14 protein-coding genes are annotated in these 15,046 nt (G+C 68.1%); 7 read left to right on the forward strand and 7 right to left on the reverse strand.

Features of this window, described 5'->3' with window-relative positions:
• Window positions 1-6: 6 nt before the first annotated feature.
• Window positions 7-1,548 (reverse strand): FAD/NAD(P)-binding protein, encoded by a 1,542-nt coding sequence (locus FZ983_RS13890; RefSeq protein ID WP_149224120.1) that lies wholly within the window; start codon window positions 1,546-1,548, stop codon window positions 7-9.
• A 580-nt stretch (window positions 1,549-2,128) separates the two neighbouring features.
• Here FZ983_RS13890 and FZ983_RS13895 point away from each other — a divergent pair.
• On the forward strand, window positions 2,129-3,232 hold the full coding sequence (locus FZ983_RS13895; RefSeq protein ID WP_247883771.1) for an amidase family protein: 1,104 nt from the start codon (window positions 2,129-2,131) through the stop codon (window positions 3,230-3,232).
• A 23-nt stretch (window positions 3,233-3,255) separates the two neighbouring features.
• On the opposite strand, the gene FZ983_RS13900 is transcribed toward FZ983_RS13895, so the two are convergent.
• Window positions 3,256-3,636: a hypothetical protein gene (locus tag FZ983_RS13900; protein ID WP_149224121.1), complete on the reverse strand. Its 381-nt coding sequence runs from the start codon at window positions 3,634-3,636 to the stop codon at window positions 3,256-3,258.
• Window positions 3,637-3,896: 260 nt separating this feature from the next.
• On the opposite strand from FZ983_RS13900, the gene FZ983_RS13905 reads away from it, so the two are divergent.
• A complete protein-coding gene (locus tag FZ983_RS13905) occupies window positions 3,897-4,280 on the forward strand; it encodes a nuclear transport factor 2 family protein (protein ID WP_149224122.1) in 384 nt (127 codons plus the stop codon).
• A gap of 17 nt (window positions 4,281-4,297) precedes the next feature.
• Here FZ983_RS13905 and FZ983_RS13910 read toward each other — a convergent pair whose 3' ends face one another.
• Window positions 4,298-4,777: an Lrp/AsnC family transcriptional regulator gene (locus FZ983_RS13910; RefSeq protein WP_149224405.1), complete on the reverse strand. Its 480-nt coding sequence runs from the start codon at window positions 4,775-4,777 to the stop codon at window positions 4,298-4,300.
• A 141-nt stretch (window positions 4,778-4,918) separates the two neighbouring features.
• Here FZ983_RS13910 and FZ983_RS13915 point away from each other — a divergent pair, with 141 nt between their 5' ends.
• On the forward strand, window positions 4,919-5,935 hold the full coding sequence (locus FZ983_RS13915) for a 1-aminocyclopropane-1-carboxylate deaminase (RefSeq protein ID WP_149224123.1): 1,017 nt from the start codon (window positions 4,919-4,921) through the stop codon (window positions 5,933-5,935).
• A 141-nt stretch (window positions 5,936-6,076) separates the two neighbouring features.
• Window positions 6,077-6,850, forward strand: coding sequence for a 2-oxo-tetronate isomerase (otnI, locus tag FZ983_RS13920; protein WP_149224124.1), 774 nt, complete (start codon window positions 6,077-6,079; stop codon window positions 6,848-6,850).
• Window positions 6,851-6,857: 7 nt separating this feature from the next.
• Here the strand turns inward: otnI and FZ983_RS13925 are convergent, their stop codons facing one another.
• A complete protein-coding gene (locus FZ983_RS13925) occupies window positions 6,858-8,216 on the reverse strand; it encodes an Nramp family divalent metal transporter (RefSeq protein ID WP_149224125.1) in 1,359 nt (452 codons plus the stop codon).
• 244 nt (window positions 8,217-8,460) lie between these two features.
• Between FZ983_RS13925 and mntR the strand changes: the two genes are divergently transcribed.
• On the forward strand, window positions 8,461-8,940 hold the full coding sequence (gene mntR, locus FZ983_RS13930) for a manganese-binding transcriptional regulator MntR (RefSeq protein ID WP_211102903.1): 480 nt from the start codon (window positions 8,461-8,463) through the stop codon (window positions 8,938-8,940).
• A 13-nt stretch (window positions 8,941-8,953) separates the two neighbouring features.
• Here mntR and FZ983_RS13935 read toward each other — a convergent pair whose 3' ends face one another.
• From FZ983_RS13935 to FZ983_RS13945, 3 genes are read right to left on the reverse strand one after another with little or no spacing between them, the layout of a single operon-like run.
• The gene (locus FZ983_RS13935; protein ID WP_149224126.1) at window positions 8,954-9,175 is read right to left on the reverse strand and encodes a hypothetical protein; all 222 of its coding nucleotides are present in this window, start codon (window positions 9,173-9,175) and stop codon (window positions 8,954-8,956) included.
• A 3-nt stretch (window positions 9,176-9,178) separates the two neighbouring features.
• The gene (locus tag FZ983_RS13940) at window positions 9,179-11,089 is read right to left on the reverse strand and encodes a ferrous iron transporter B (protein WP_149224127.1); all 1,911 of its coding nucleotides are present in this window, start codon (window positions 11,087-11,089) and stop codon (window positions 9,179-9,181) included.
• Window positions 11,090-11,125: 36 nt separating this feature from the next.
• Entirely contained in the window at window positions 11,126-11,503 is a 378-nt protein-coding gene (locus FZ983_RS13945; protein ID WP_149224128.1) for a FeoA family protein, read from the reverse strand.
• A gap of 772 nt (window positions 11,504-12,275) precedes the next feature.
• Here FZ983_RS13945 and FZ983_RS13950 point away from each other — a divergent pair.
• Together FZ983_RS13950 and FZ983_RS13955 are read left to right on the forward strand one after the other, a co-directional pair.
• On the forward strand, window positions 12,276-13,811 hold the full coding sequence (locus tag FZ983_RS13950) for an MFS transporter (RefSeq protein WP_149224129.1): 1,536 nt from the start codon (window positions 12,276-12,278) through the stop codon (window positions 13,809-13,811).
• Between the two features lie 71 nt (window positions 13,812-13,882).
• A complete protein-coding gene (locus tag FZ983_RS13955; protein ID WP_149224130.1) occupies window positions 13,883-15,040 on the forward strand; it encodes an alpha/beta hydrolase in 1,158 nt (385 codons plus the stop codon).
• The last annotated feature ends 6 nt before the right edge of the window (window positions 15,041-15,046 follow it).

Below are 15,046 nucleotides of genomic sequence, written 5' to 3' on the forward strand. Positions count from 1 at the left end.
CCCCTTTTAACGCACCCGCGGCGGATCGGGACACTCCAGCGTCGGCATCACTGGCAGCGCCCCTTGGCTGGCCGCCGCGCCGCCGGTCAGGCCGTCCAGTATCCGGCGGGCCGCGTCGGCGCATTGGCTGCGCAGTTCGGGCACGGCGGTCATTTCCCAGAAGGGCGCCTTGGCGACTGGGCCGAAGGCCAGCAGACGCGGCGCCGGGGTGCCGTCGGCAGCAATCACCGCACCGCCTTCGGTCACGTCCAGCCCCAGCCGCAGCGGGTCCGGCCGCGCAAGGCCGCGGTCCAGCAATGAGCGCACCAGCGGATGGCGGATGCGGGTGTAGTCGCAGTTGGTGCCGGTCGCGTTGATCAGCGCACCCGCAGCCAGCACCCGCGTCGCTCCGCCACCGCGTTCGACGATGTGCAGGTCCAACCCGTCCGTGGTCAATGCCGCATCCTTCAGCCGGCCCGGCAGGATCGACAGCTGGCCGCCGGCACGGGCGGCGGCGATGCGGTCAGCCACCTGGGGGGCCATGCGGTGGCGGTGCACCTCCCAGAAGGGGCGGGCGTGACGGAGGAAGCGGCGGCGCTCCTCCATCGGCAGATGCGACCAGATGCGGTGATGGTGCGGACGCAACGCGTCGAAAGCCGACCGCCAGTCATAGCCGGCCGCCGCCGCCCGCCGCGCATCGGCCTTCAGCGCTATCAGCACGTCCAGAACCGTGCTGGGCAGCACGTCGGGATGCAGGAAGGAGCTGTAGGGCCGCGTCTCCTCATGGCGCAGCGGCAGCAGGCCGCGGCGCGACACGGCGGTGATCGGGCCGCGATGCCCCTGGTCGAGCAGCGACAGCACCGTGTCCACCATGGTCAGGCCGGTGCCGAGGATGGCGACGGGGGCGTCCTGGTCGATGCGGCCGATGGCGGCAGCATCCCACGGGTCGCCGATGAAGCGGTCGGACGCGAAGGCCTCCGCCGCCGTCGGCGAAGACAGGCAGGGAGCGGAGGGCGGGAAGTTGCCGATGCAGAGCGCAGCGGTGTCGGCGCTGACCACGCGGCCGTCGCCGAGGCGCACATGCACGGCGCGCTTGCCGTCGGCCGGGTCCTCGGTGCGGACGTCCACCGCCTCGCCTCGGATCAGGTTGAGGCGCGCGTGGGCGGGGGCCTCCGCCTGCGCTTCCGCCAGAACGTCCTGGATGTAGGCGCCGTACAGGGCGCGCGACACGAAGGCGTGGCCGCTGGGCGGCACCGGCTGTTCCGGCGTCGGCCCCTCCGCCCGGCTCCACAGCCAGCGCAGGAAATGGCGCGGGTCGTCCGGATAGGCGCTCATGTTATAGGCGCGGACGTTCAGCACATGGGCGCCGTTGGGGGTGGAGTAGGCGACGCCGGTTCCCGGTCTGCTGCCATATTCGATCAGATGGACCACCAGGGGCGCCCGCGCACCGCGCAGCAGGTGGGCCGCCAGCAGGCTGCCGGTGAACCCTGCGCCGACGATGGCGATGTGGCGCTCAAGAAGCCCCAGGGGGGTGCCGCCGGGCGGATGGAAGTGAGGCGTTGCAGGCATCGGAGTCCGTCCTTCCGTGAGTCATTCCGGAAAAGGCCGGCCGTTGGCGATCAATCCCCCGGCTTCGAAACTGCAAAGGCAGTGCTGGGGGCGGAGACTCGCGTCGGCCGTGTGTCTGCTCGGTCCGCGTCATTCTCTCCTGATTATCACACGCTGTGGGTACGCGCTATCGGCCGAAGGGCAAACACCCTGACGAAAGTAGAGATCAGAACGTTTTCACAAAGAAAAATGCGAAAAATGTGAAGTGGCCGAAGGACTTTGTCGATTTCGAGCGCCGCCCGCATCTCACGCTGCTGCCGGTTCCGTCGACCGCATGATCCCGGTCGCCAAGCCGACGCCGATATGGCACATGCGATGGCAGGTTCCGCTATAGTCCGATCCGCCCCATGACCTGCCAGGAATCCGACATGCCCGTGTCCGCCGTCCCACATCTGTCCGCGTCCGACCGGCTTGAGGCGGCGCTCGCCCGCATCGCCGATCCGGAACGGCAGGGCGCGATGGTCTTCACCGACGTCTATGCCGACGAGGCGCGGGCCGGCCGCTGGGGCCGCTCGACGGCCGGATCGTCTCGGTCAAGGCGCTGTTCGACGTGGCGGGCGACACCACCGCGGCGGGCTCCGCCATTCTGCGTGGCCGGCCCGCCGCCCGGCGGGATGCTCATGCCGTGGCGCAGCTGCGTGCCGCCGGCGCCGTCATCGTCGGCCGCACCCACATGACGGAATTCGCCTTCTCTGCTGTCGGCATCAACCCCCATTACGGCAATCCCGGCAACCCGCGCGACCGGTCGCGGGTGCCCGGCGGCTCCTCCTCCGGTGCGGTGATCTCGGTGGTTGACGGCATGGCGGAGATCGCGGTCGGCAGCGACACCGGCGGTTCGCTGCGCATTCCGGCGGCGCTGTCCGGCGCTGTGGGGTTCAAGCCGACCTCCGGCCGCCTGTCGGCCGAGGGCGCCTTCCCGCTGTCGCCGTCGCTGGATGTGATCGGCCCCGTCGCCGCGACCGTCGCCGACGCCGCCTTGCTCGATTCGGTTCTGGGAGACGGCGATCCGGCACCGCTGGCCCCTCTGCCGGTCGCCGGCCAATCTTTTCTGGTGCCGCGGTGGCGGTTGTTCGACGGAATCGAGCCGGCGGTCGCCGCTGCTTTCGAGGCGTCGCTGGACCGCCTGCGGGCCGCCGGGGCTCACATCGTCGAGGGCTCCATCGACGCCGAACTGGACGCCCTGGCCGAACTGGACCGCATCGGCGTCTTCACCGCCATCGAGCTTGCGGCGACGCTGGCGGAGCTTGGTATCGCGGAGCTCGACGGCATCGATCCCAAGACCCGCGCCCGCATTGAGGCCGGCGGTAGGGCGCCCGCCGCCGATTACGTCCGCATGCAGCGCCGCCGCGCCGACCTGATCCGTCTGATGGACGAGCGGCTCGCCCGGCACCCCGTGCTGCTGCTGCCCACCGTTCCGCTGACCGCCCCTGCCATCGCCGATGTGCTGGACGATGCCGGCTTCCACCGCGTCAACCTGCTGCTGCTGCGCAACACCCGCATCGCCAACCTGTTCGACGTGCCGGCGATCTCGCTGCCGGTGCCGTCCGCCGGACTGCCGGTCGGGCTGATGGCGATGGGTCGCCGGGGCAGCGACCGCAGCCTGCTGGGCATCGCCGCCGGGCTGGAGGCCGCGTTGGCGGCTTGAGCCCCGGTTGCCCCAGCCTTCCCTCAGGCGACCGGCGAGCGCCAGAGCCAGACCAGCCCCGCGACCGCCCCGGCCACGAGAAGGACCAGCGCCAGGATGATGGCAAGGGCGGTGCGGCGGTCCTTCGCCTCGCGCTGCTCCGCCTCGCGCCGCTTCTTCAGCAGATATTGCTGTTCGGGGCTGAGGAATCGTCCGGCGGCGGCATCGGGCGTGGCGGCGAAGCTCGGCCTGCGCCCCTTGGTGGCGGTCTGCGCCGTCGCCCTGGTTGCCGTCCCTCTCACCGCCGTGGTGAGGCCGCCGGGCGACGGCCGGCCCGTGCTGATCGTGTCCGCCGCCGTCCCGCGGGCGGCGGTCACCTGCCTGCCCTTGCGCTTGCGCGGTAGCTTGCGCCGTCTGGTCGCCATTCCCGTCCCCTTGCTGTCCATCCCTCGAGTCGCGGCGGGGAGCATACCCGTCCCGGCCGCCCGGCGCAGCCGATCACAAGAGGATCTGCGGAAAGTTACATAGGACGGCCTGCACGTCGCCATCCGGCCCGCTTCCACCCTCTGCGGCGAACCGGCGCACGTCCCCTTGGGGGTCTGGAACCCCAATGCATACTAGTATACTAATCTGTGACCCGTTCCGCTCCGGGCGGGCATGACAGTAATCGATTGGGAGGGTCACCATGCTCAGGAACGACGACGACCATCAGCTGGTGGCGAAGGCGGTGAATGCGCTGCGCGACGCCATGCTGGCCGGCGACGGCGCCACGCTGCAGGCGATGACGATGGACCAGCTGACCTACGGCCACTCCAACAGCCGGCTGGAAGACAAGGCGGAGTTCGTCGGCAGCCTGGACGGCAAGAACGCCTTCAAGGCGCTGGACCTCGGCGACCATGTGATCCAGGTGGTCGGCGACGTCGCCATCGCCCGTCACACCTTCGATTGCGTCAACAATCTGGCCGACGGCAAGACCAGCACCGCCCACATCAAAGTGCTGCAGGTCTGGAAGAAGGTCGACGGCAGCTGGAAGCTGCTGGCCCGTCAGGCTTCGCCGCTGCCGGTCTGACCGGATCGGCGCTTTGCTCAGAAATCCAGCAGGGCGTTGTCGATCACCTCCTTCATGACGAAGAAGGTCCGCGTCTGCCGCACGCCGGGCAGGGCGATAAGCTGTTGCCCGTGCAGTTCGTTGAAGTCGGCGATGTCGCTGACGCGGATCTTTAGGAAGAAGTCGAAGTCGCCGGCGACCAGATGGCAATCCAGCACGAAGGGCAGCTTGCGGATCGCCTTTTCGAAGTCGCCGAAGCTTTCCGGCGTCGAGCGGTCCAGCACGACCCCGACGATCACCAGCGTCCCGCGGTCCACCTTCGCCGGCGCGATTTCCGCCCGCACGGACCGGATGTACCCCTCCTCGAACAGGCGTTGCGTGCGCCGGTGGCAGGTCGCCGGGCTGACATGGACGGCAGCGGCGACATCCGCGTTGGTCATCCGGCCATCCCTTTGAAGATGTTGTAGAATCCGGCGATCCACCGCATCGAGCTTCTCAGTCATGAAAGACTCTTCCATTTTTCCGCTGAAAATGAGGCTACATGCGTCATCGAGGACGGACAATGCCAGCATTGCAGGAAATCTGCGGCCGGTATATGGAAGCACCTTTCAAAAATGTGGTGATACCGTTGCTCCACCTCACCATTGGAGCATGCCGCGATGCGCCTCGATCGTTTCGAACGCTACCCGCTCACCTTCGGCCCGACCCCGATCGAATTTCTGCCGCGCCTCACCGACGCGCTCGGCGGCAAGGTCGAGATCTACGCCAAGCGCGACGACTGCAATTCCGGCCTTGCCATGGGCGGCAACAAGCTGCGCAAGCTGGAATACATCGTTCCGGACGCGATCGCGTCGGGGGCCGACACGCTGGTGTCGATCGGCGGCGTGCAGTCCAACCACACCCGGATGGTGGCGGCGACGGCGGCGAAGATCGGCATGAAATGCGTGGTGGTGCAGGAAAGCTGGGTCCCGCACGAGGATGCGGTCTATGACCGCGTCGGCAACATCCTGCTGACCCGCCTGATGGGGGCGGACAGCCGCATCGTTCCGGACGGCTTCGACATCGGCATCCGCAAGAGCTGGGAAGAGGCGATCCAGTCGGTCAAGGATGCCGGCGGCAAGCCCTACGGCATTCCGGCCGGCGCGTCGGTGCACAAATATGGCGGGCTCGGCTATGTCGGCTTCGCCGAGGAAGTGCGCAAGCAGGAGGCCGAACTCGGCTTCAAGTTCGACTATATCGTCGTCTGCGTGGTGACCGGTTCGACCCAGGCCGGCATGATCGTCGGCTTCGCCGCCGACGGCCGGGGCGACCGCGTGATCGGCATCGACGCCTCCGGCACGCCGGAACAGACCCGCACACAGGTCCGCCAGATCGTCGACCGCACGGCCGAACTGGTCGAACTCGGCCGCGAGGTCCGCGACGACGAGATCGTCATCCTGGAGGACTACGCCTATCCCGCCTATGGCGTGCCGAGCGCCGAGACCAACGAGGCCATCCGCCTTGCCGCCCGCACCGAGGCGATGATCACCGACCCGGTGTATGAGGGCAAGTCGATGCAGGGCATGATCGACCTCGTCAGGAGGGGCTGGTTCCCGGAGGGCTCCAAGGTGCTCTACGCCCATCTTGGTGGGGCGCCGGCGATCAACGGCTACAGCTACACCTACCGCAACGGGTGAGTCCGGCCGGCAGGACTGTGCAGGCGGGCTTGACCAGTTGGGACGACTTGTCTTGAATCCCGCGCGTGGTGCGGCTGGACGTCCGGCCGCATCCGCCGGGGCCGTCCCCGGACATTCCTCCCGCCAAGGTCGGTCCGCGCCATGCCCCGTTTCGCCGCAAACCTGACGATGATGTTCACGGAGCGGCCGTTCCTCGACCGCTTCGACGTCGCGGCGGATGCGGGCTTCCGCGCCGTGGAGTATCTGTTCCCCTACGACCATGCGCCGGACGAGATCGCCGGGCGCCTTCAGCGCAATCGCCTGACCCAGGCCCTGTTCAACATGCCGCCCGGCGACTGGGCGGCGGGGGAGCGCGGGCTGGCCGCTCTGCCCGGCCGCTTTGGGGAGGTGAAGGCCGGCGTCGCCACCGCGCTGCGCTATGCCGAGGCGACGGGCTGCCGCCGGCTGCACCTGATGGCCGGGCTGGCCGATCCCGGCGATCCGGCGGCGGCTGCGCGGTATCGCGACGCTGTGCTGTATGCCGCCGATGCGCTGGGCGAGCGCGGCATCGAACTGATGCTGGAACCGATCAACGGCCGCGACATGCCCGGTTATTTCCTGAACGGATTCGCTGCCGCCGAAAGCCTGATCGCCGGCATCGGTCTGCCGAATGTCCGGCTGCAGTTCGACATCTACCACCGGCAGATCCTCCATGGCGACGTCACCATGGCGCTGCGCCGGTTGATGCCGATGATCGGCCATATCCAGATCGCCTCGGTCCCCTCCCGCCAGGAACCGGACGGGGAGGAGCTGAACTGGCCCTTCCTGTTCGCCGAGTTGGACCGGCTGGGCTACGGCGGGTTCGTCGGCTGCGAATACCGTCCGCGGGGCCGGACCGAGGACGGACTTGGCTGGTTCAGCCCTTATCGCGACTGAACGGCCGTCACGCCAGGACGGTGTCGTACAGCAGCTTCAGGTTCAGCACGACGATCACCGTGGCGACGATCCAGGACAGGGTGGCGACCCAGCCGGGGACGACGAATTTGCCCATCTTGCCGCGGTCGGTGACGAAACGGACCAGCGGGATCACCGCGAAGGGAAGCTGCATCGACAGCACCACCTGGCTGAACACCAGAAGCTGCGCCGTGCCGCGTTCGCCATAGATCGCCGTCACCACCACGACGGGGATGATGGCAAGCCCGCGGGTCAGCAGCCGGCGCGCCCAGTGGGGCAGGCGCAGCCGCAGAAAACCCTCCATAACGATCTGGCCGGCCAGCGTCGCCGTCACCGTGGAATTCAAGCCGGAGGCCAGCAATGCCACCGCGAACAGCGTGGAAGCGATGCCGAGGCCGAGCAGGGGCGACAGCAGCTCGAACGCCTGTCCGATCTCTGCCACCTCGGTATGGCCGCTGCCGTGGAAGACGCTGGCTGCCAGGATCAGAATGGCGGCATTGACGAACAGGGCCAGCATCAGCGCGATGGTGCTGTCGGCGGTGGCCCAGGTGATGGCGTCGCGCCGCCCCTCCTCGGTCCGCGGATATGCGCGCGTCTGCACGATGGAGGAATGGAGGTACAGGTTGTGCGGCATCACCGTCGCCCCCAGGATGCCGATGGCGATGTAGAGCATCTCGGGGTTGGTGACGATCTCCGCCGACGGCACGAAGCCGTGCAGAACGGCGGCCACCGGCGGCGCCGCGGCGGCGATCTGCACGATGAAGCAGCCGGCGATGACCACCAGCAGCGCGATGACGAAGGCTTCGAGATAACGGAACCCCCGCTGCATCAGCAGCAGGACCAGGAAGGCGTCCAACGCGGTGATCAGCGCGCCGCCGATCAGCGGGATGCCGAACAGCAGGTTCAGCGCGATGGCGGTGCCGATCACCTCGGCAAGGTCGCAGGCGATGATCGCCGCCTCGCACGCTACCCACAGCACCAGGTTGATCGGACGCGGGTAATGGTCGCGGCAGGCCTGGGCCAGATCGCGCCCGGTGACGATGCCGAGCCTTGCGGCCAGCGACTGCAGCAGAATCGCCATCAGGTTCGACAGCATGATGACGGCCAACAGCGTGTAGCCGAACTGCGACCCGCCGGCAAGGTCGGTCGCCCAGTTGCCGGGGTCCATATAGCCGACCGACACCATGTAGCCCGGCCCGGCGAAGGCCAGCATCCGGCGCAGCCACAGGCCGCCCTGCGGCACCGCGACGGAGGCATGGACCTCCGGCAGGCTGAGCCGCGTCTCTCCGTCCGGGCTGGAGTATTTCCAGGCCTTCGGGGTCGGCAGGGCGGCTTCGGCTTCCGACATCGGCGAGACTCCTGGCCGAGTTGCGAATTGGTATCAGTCAAGTATGTACCGGGACAACGAGTATGCAAGGTGCTATACTTTCCGGACCGCAACTTTTTGCCGGAATCGCCACTCACCCCCGAAGGATGCGGCTCCTGAAGGATGGGACCGGTCGGATCGATGGTGGGCTTGACGGCCGGCGGCTGGCGTCGGAGGGTGGGGCGCTACCGTTTGGGCATGACTTTCAGAGGAGTCGACGCGCGCGATGGCCGAATCCCGGAAGTCGCCTGATTGGGAAGAGGGTGGGGCCGTGTCGGCCGAGTCTGCGCTGCCCGATGCCGAATTGCATGCCGAGGGATTCCGCCGCACGCGGGAGGCGCAGCGCTCCGCCCTGGCCGAGGATTATGTGGAACTGATCGCCGACCTGATCGAAAGCGGGCAGGAGGCGCGGCAGGTCGACATCGCCGCGAGGTTGGGCGTGGCGCAGCCCACCGTCGCCCGAATGCTCGACCGGCTGGCGGCGGAGGGGCTGGTCACCCGCAAGCCCTACCGGGCGGTGTTCCTGACCGACGCCGGCCGCCGGATCGCCGAGGAAAGCCGGGAGCGCCACCAGACGGTGGAGGCCTTCCTGCGCTCCCTCGGCGTCAGCGCTGACACGGCACGCATCGACGCCGAGGGAATCGAGCACCATGTCAGCGCGGAGACGCTGGACGCCTTCCGCCGCGCGCTGGCGCGGGGCGGCTGAGCGTCACCCGGCCTCAATGGTTGCCGCAGGAGCCGCCGTGGCGTCGCGCTGGCTTCGGTCCCGCCGCTGCGCAGCCGCAGCAGCCTCCACCGCAGCCGCCCTTCGGTGAGGATGGAACGGGGAGTCCGACCAGACGGCGCAGGCGGTCGCGGGCAGCGGCCGGCAGCAGGATGGTCCAGGCCACCCAGGCGAAGGCCAGTGCGACGATCAGGCCGACGGCGAGTGATTCCATCATCGCTCACCCTCCCAGCAGGGCGCTGGACAGCCGGAAGGTGACGAAGGCGGCACCGTAGGCGAGCAGCGTCATGTAGGCGATCATCACCAGCATCCAGAACCAGGAGTTGGTCTCCCGCTTTACCACCGACAGGGTGGAGACGCATTGCGGGGCGAACACGAACCACGCCAGCAGCGACAGCGCGGTCGGCAGGCTCCAGTCCGCCGCCAGTACGCCGGACAGCGAACCCGACAGCGCGTCCCCCGTCTCGCTCAGCGCATAGACGGTGCCGAGTGCCGCCACCGCCACCTCGCGCGCCGCCATGCCCGGAACCAGCGCGATGGCGATCTGCCAGGTGAAGCCGATGGGCGCCAGCAGCGGCGCCAGCGCGTGGCCCAGCATTCCGGCGAAGCTGTAGTCGATCGCCGGACCGGTGGCGCCCTCGGGCGCTCCGGGGAAGGTGCCGAGGAACCACAGCAGGATCATGATGGCGAAGATCACCGTGCCGGCGCGGGCCAGGAAGATGCGGGCACGTTCCAGCAGGCCGATCAGGAGGTCGCGCGGGCTGGGCAGCCGGTAGGCCGGCAGTTCCATCAGCAGCGGCTCCCGCGCGCCCTTGAAGATCGTCCGCTTCAGCACGAAGGCGACCGCCAGCGCCGACAGGATGCCCGCAGCATAGAGCGTGAACATCACCAGACCCTGCAGCCCGATCATGCCGCCGGCCACCGTCCGTTCGGGGACGAAGGCGGCGATGATCAGCGTATAGACCGGCAGCCGGGCCGAGCAGGTCATCAGCGGCGCGATCATGATGGTCGCCAGCCGGTCGGCGCGGTTCTCGATGGTGCGGGCAGCCATGATGCCGGGCACGGCGCAGGCGAAGCTGGACAGCAGCGGGATGAAAGCCCGGCCGTGCAGGCCGACGCCCCCCATCAGCCGGTCGAGCAGGAAGGCCGCCCGTGCCATGTAGCCGGTGGATTCCAGGATCAGGATGAAGAGGAACAGCACCAGGATCTGGGGCAGGAAGATCACCACGCTGCCCACCCCGGCGATGATGCCGTCGGTGATCAGGCTCTTCAGCATGCCCTCGGGAAGGGCGGCACCGGCCGCGGCCTGCACCCATCCCAGCCCCTGGTCGATCATGTCCATCGGCAGGGCTGCCCAGGCGAACACTGCCTGGAACATCAGGAACAGCACCAGGAACAGGAAGGGCAGACCGATGGCCGGGTGCAGCAGGGCCGCGTCGATGCGCTGCGTGGCGAGCGACGGCTTGCCGGCATCGCGCAGCGCCGCGGCCAGGATCGCCTCGACCTCCTGATGGTAGGCGCGCAGGTCCCGTGCCGACGGCTCGCTCCATCCGCAGGGCGCCGGGGGGCCGTCGGCCGCCATCACCATCATGCTGCGGTCGATCTGGTCGAGCAGACCGACCACGCCGGTGCGCTTGATCGCCACCGTCGGCACCACAGGCACGCCGAGCGCCGCCGACAGGGCCGATGCATCGACGCGGCAGCCGCGCGCCTCGGCGACATCCATCATATTGAGCGCCAGGATGATGGGGCGGCCGAGCTTCTTCAACTCCAGCACCAGCCGCAGATGCAGGCGCAGGTTGGTGGCGTCGGCGACGCAGACCATCACGTCCGGCGGCGTTTCATGCTCGAACCGGCCGAGCACGACGTCGCGCGTCACCTCCTCGTCGGGGGAGCGGGCGCGCAGGCTGTAGGTGCCGGGCAGGTCGATCACCTGGACGCGGGCGCCGGCAGGGCTCAGGAACTCGCCGACCTTGCGCTCCACCGTGACGCCGGGATAGTTGGCGACCTTCTGGCGGGCACCGGTCAGGGCGTTGAACAGGGCGGTCTTGCCGCAGTTCGGGTTGCCGACCAGCGCGATGCGCGGCGGTGCGACCAAAACGGGTGCGGCCAAAACGGCAGAATCAGACATCGCGGAAATCCTTTCCGCAGGAAGGGGAGGCGACGCTCAGCCGAGCGTCACCAGAACGGCGTGCGCCTCTGCCCGGCGCATGGCCAGGGTATGGTCGTTGATGCGCACGGCAAGCGGATCGGAGCCCGGGAATCCTTCATGCAGGATCTCCACGCGGGCACCTTCGATCAGGCCCATCTCGATCATGCGGCGTTCCAGTTCGCCGGGCGGCAGCGGGGTGGCGACCGCACTCTCGTCGAGACCGGTCACCACCGCGCGCTGGCCCTTGCGCAACGAGCCGAGACGGCAGCCGTCACCAACGGGCGGCGGGTCGGAGGAGGTGCCGGGCGCCGGACCGGGCGTCATGCGGGCAACGGGAGAGGGAACGGCGGCGGAAGCGGGTCCGGACATCGAACCCGACACGGGGGCAGTCATTGGGGATCACCTTTCGGCTGCACGGCACCGACAGGGCGTGCAATTCGGCGGCACCGGGCCGCGGGAGCCATAATGATGCGAATCACTCTTAACAGCGATGTGGCGAAGCGTCGCAAAGCCCTGCTATGGGCATGCCGAAAAAGGGATGCGCGCCGGGAGCGTGGTCATAGGTCTTTTTTTCCTGCAATTTTGGTATGCAGGCGTGGTGCGAATTGCCACGCACGAATGGGTGGTGGACCCACTTTGCGTGGAGGCGCTGGTTAAGCCCCAATCTGAAATAGTGGCGAAAGGCCCATGCTGCACTGCAACCAACATTTGTCCTTAGCCAATGAGGATCGCGGTTGCTTTGGTATGTGCTGTAACGCTGACAAGAAAACGGTCGCTATTCACATAATTAGGCAGTTGTTCCCCATCTCCACGAGTATCCGTCAGCATTTTACCAAAGATCGTCAGTATCAGTGATCTGAACAAACTGCATACACGGATATGCAACAATCCGGAGGGAACTTTTATTTCCAATGCAATTTCGGTTTACCAATTCTTTGGAGTTACGATTTAGCCTCCAACCCACTTCCTGAAAGCGGTTGTGTGTCTGGAGCTGCCTATGCAACCAAATTCGGTCGCACGTCCGCGCGTGACTCTGCCTGTCATCACAGCAATTAGTCTCTTCACCCTATCTCTTCTGGTTTGCGCTAAATTTTATGCAAACTTTACCTCGACAATTCAGTTCGATGCCGCACAGGTTGTGCTCGGTGCCGTTCGCGATCGCTTGATGACGGTAGCCGCCGTGGTTTCGGCTGTGGTGGCGCTGTTGGCTCTGTGGGCGCCGGCCCTGTCGCGCGCGGCCGGAGCCACGCCCTTGCGCGCCATCATGATGGTGACGACGGCACTGATCGCCTTCACTGCCGGGGTGCTGCCGCAGTTGACCTCCGTGCTGCCGGCCGAGTCGCTGCGCGGCGTCCTCTATGACGGCGCCGTTCTGCTGCTCGTTTCGCTTCTGCTGGTGTTCGAGGCTCTGCTCCTGCTTGCCGCGGCGCCGCGCCGCCCGGCACCGGCATCAGCATCGGCACCGGAACCCGCATCGGCGGTGGCGGGAATGCGCGCCGCGCTGTTCCTGTTCATGCTGGCGGAAGAGCTGTCGCGCTCCTTCCTGCCGCTCTACACGCGCGAGCTTTACACGCCGGTGTCCGGCCTGTCGGAAACCCTGATGATGGGCCTGCCGATCGGGCTGTTCATGGCGCTGGTTGCGGTCTTCACCCCCTTTGCCGGCGCCTGGGCCGACCGGTTCGGCAGCCGCCGCACCCTGCTGCTGGGAACCCTGCCGGCGGTCGCCGGGTTCGCCGGGACGGCGCTGGCCGGCTCGCTGGCCGAACTGCTGCTGTGGCGTAGCGCCTGTGCGCTCGGCTATGCGGTGATGTTCATCGGCGCACAGGGCTTCATCGCACGCAACACCCCGGCCGGACAGCGGGCGCGCGGCATGGCGCAGTTCGTCGCCGCCGTGGTCGTCGCCGGGCTGTGCGGTGCGCCGCTGGGCGGCATCCTCGCCGACCTTCTCGGCTACCGCGCCACCTTCGCGGCCTCGGCGCTGCTGGCATTGGCCGCCGCCGTCGCCGCCGCGGTCCTGCTGCCGGCCGACCGGGGGGAGCGGGTGCAGAACCGCGGCTTCCGCCTGGGCGACGTGGGCGGCCTGCTCGCCAACCCGCGCTTCGTCGCCCTGCTGCTGTTCTCGTCGGTGCCGACGAAGCTGATGCTGACCGGCTACCTCTTCTATCTGGTTCCGGTTTCCCTCCATGCGGCGGGCGAGACTCCGGCGGGGATCGGCCGGCTGATGATGACCTATGGGTTGATCATCGTGCTGCTCGGTCCCTGGGTGTCGCGGCTGGCCGACCGCACCGGCCGCCACGCCCTGTTCGCCGGGATCGGCGGGCTGGTCGGCGGGGCCGGCACGCTGGCGATCCTTCAGGACGCTGGCGTTCCCGGCATCCTGGCCGGCATCGCGGCATTGGGTGTCGCCCACGCCCTGAACAACGCCACGCAACTGGCCCTGGTGCCGGAGGTCTGCCGTACGGAATGCGCCCGTATGGGCGAGTCCAGCGTCTTCGCCGTCTACCGCCTGCTGGAGCGGGGCGGATCGGTGGCGGGCCCGCTGCTGGCCGCCGCCGTCGCCGACCGGTTCGGGACTCAGGCGGCGCTGGTGACCCTGGGTGGCCTGGGCATGCTGTGCGGCACGGCCTTCTGCGCGGTGTTCCTGCTCGCTCCGGCCGCAGCCTCCGCATCACGGACGGCCGGGGAGGGCGCAGCCCCATGACCACGGCGTCTCCCCTGTCATTTCCGCATTCATCGATCCCCCACCCATCTCTCACGGAGGCGAAGACGCCCATGCCTGACCAGATGCTCGTGGAGCCCCTTCGCGCCATGCCGGCCCTGCCGCCCCGTGGCGGACAGTTCCTTCCTGACAATGGCCGTCATGGCCGTGCGATGGAGGCGCTGCGCGCCACGCTAGATGCGCTTGGCATCGGATCGGCAGAAGAGATCAACTGGAAGACTTACGAGACGATCATGCGGGTGATCGAGCCGCTGATCGGGGCCGGCCACAGCCTGCGCCATTTCGACTACACCCACAGCGCCGAGCTGCAGCCCGGCACGGTGGAGCGGCTGCGCAGCGACTACAGCATCCGCCTCGCCTATACGGAATGGGGCAGCCCGCAGAATCCGGCGCTGATCTGCCTCGGCGGCATCGCCAACTCGGCCCGGCGCTTCGACTACATCGCCCGTGCCTTATCTCGCCATTACCATGTCCTGTGCCTGGATTGGGCGGGGCGCGGCCGCAGCGGCTGGCTGGCGGAACAGTCGGACTACAGCTTCGATGGCAACGTCGCCCAGGTGCTGGCGCTGATCCGGCACAAGCGGCTGGGATCGGTCACGCTGCTCGGCTCCTCACTCGGCGGCAATGTCGCCATGCGGGTGGCGGCCGAGGCGCCGGAGCTGGTCGACGGCCTGATCCTCAACGACATCGGCCCCTTCATCCCGAACGAGCGCCGCCGCCGCCGCGCCGAGTCGGTCGCCCGCCACTATGTCTTCCGCCATCCGGCCCAGCTGTTCCACCGCACCGGCGCCGCCCAGAAGAATGACGGGCCGGTGGACGACACCGTGCTTCTGCACAACAGCTTCCACCAGACCCGCTGGTCGGAGGAGAATGGCGGCCGCGTCTACCGCCACGACATCCGTGCGCTGCAATGTTATCGCGACGGCGCCGCCCAGGACCACGACCAGTGGGACGACTGGCAGCGCGTCGCCTGCCCGGTGCTGCTGGTGCACGGCATGATGAGCGACGCCCTGCTCGACCAGACCATCGCGCGGATGATGGAAAAGCCGCGGGTCAGCGTCGTCCATGTGCCGGACGTCGGTCATACCCCGACGCTCAGCGATCCGCTGCACATCGACACCCTGCGCCGCTGGATGGCGGCTCCCCATGGCTGGCCGGCGGAAAGCACCATCGGCTGGACCGCGGGCGCCGACCGCATCCTGTTCCGCTGAGGGGGC

The sequence above is a fragment of the Azospirillum sp. B21 genome (assembly GCF_008364825.1).
Taxonomy (GTDB): domain Bacteria; phylum Pseudomonadota; class Alphaproteobacteria; order Azospirillales; family Azospirillaceae; genus Azospirillum.

Coding starts and splice junctions, on each gene's coding strand:
- FZ983_RS13890 (WP_149224120.1), bottom strand. CDS start 1,548: ATGCCTGCAACGCCTCACTTCCATCCGCCCGGCGGCACCCCCCTGGGG.
- FZ983_RS13900 (WP_149224121.1), bottom strand. CDS start 3,636: ATGGCGACCAGACGGCGCAAGCTACCGCGCAAGCGCAAGGGCAGGCAG.
- FZ983_RS13905 (WP_149224122.1), top strand. CDS start 3,897: ATGCTCAGGAACGACGACGACCATCAGCTGGTGGCGAAGGCGGTGAAT.
- FZ983_RS13910 (WP_149224405.1), bottom strand. CDS start 4,777: ATGGAAGAGTCTTTCATGACTGAGAAGCTCGATGCGGTGGATCGCCGG.
- FZ983_RS13915 (WP_149224123.1), top strand. CDS start 4,919: ATGCGCCTCGATCGTTTCGAACGCTACCCGCTCACCTTCGGCCCGACC.
- otnI (WP_149224124.1), top strand. CDS start 6,077: ATGCCCCGTTTCGCCGCAAACCTGACGATGATGTTCACGGAGCGGCCG.
- FZ983_RS13925 (WP_149224125.1), bottom strand. CDS start 8,216: ATGTCGGAAGCCGAAGCCGCCCTGCCGACCCCGAAGGCCTGGAAATAC.
- mntR (WP_211102903.1), top strand. CDS start 8,461: ATGGCCGAATCCCGGAAGTCGCCTGATTGGGAAGAGGGTGGGGCCGTG.
- FZ983_RS13935 (WP_149224126.1), bottom strand. CDS start 9,175: ATGATGGAATCACTCGCCGTCGGCCTGATCGTCGCACTGGCCTTCGCC.
- FZ983_RS13940 (WP_149224127.1), bottom strand. CDS start 11,089: ATGTCTGATTCTGCCGTTTTGGCCGCACCCGTTTTGGTCGCACCGCCG.
- FZ983_RS13945 (WP_149224128.1), bottom strand. CDS start 11,503: ATGACTGCCCCCGTGTCGGGTTCGATGTCCGGACCCGCTTCCGCCGCC.
- FZ983_RS13950 (WP_149224129.1), top strand. CDS start 12,276: ATGACGGTAGCCGCCGTGGTTTCGGCTGTGGTGGCGCTGTTGGCTCTG.
- FZ983_RS13955 (WP_149224130.1), top strand. CDS start 13,883: ATGCCTGACCAGATGCTCGTGGAGCCCCTTCGCGCCATGCCGGCCCTG.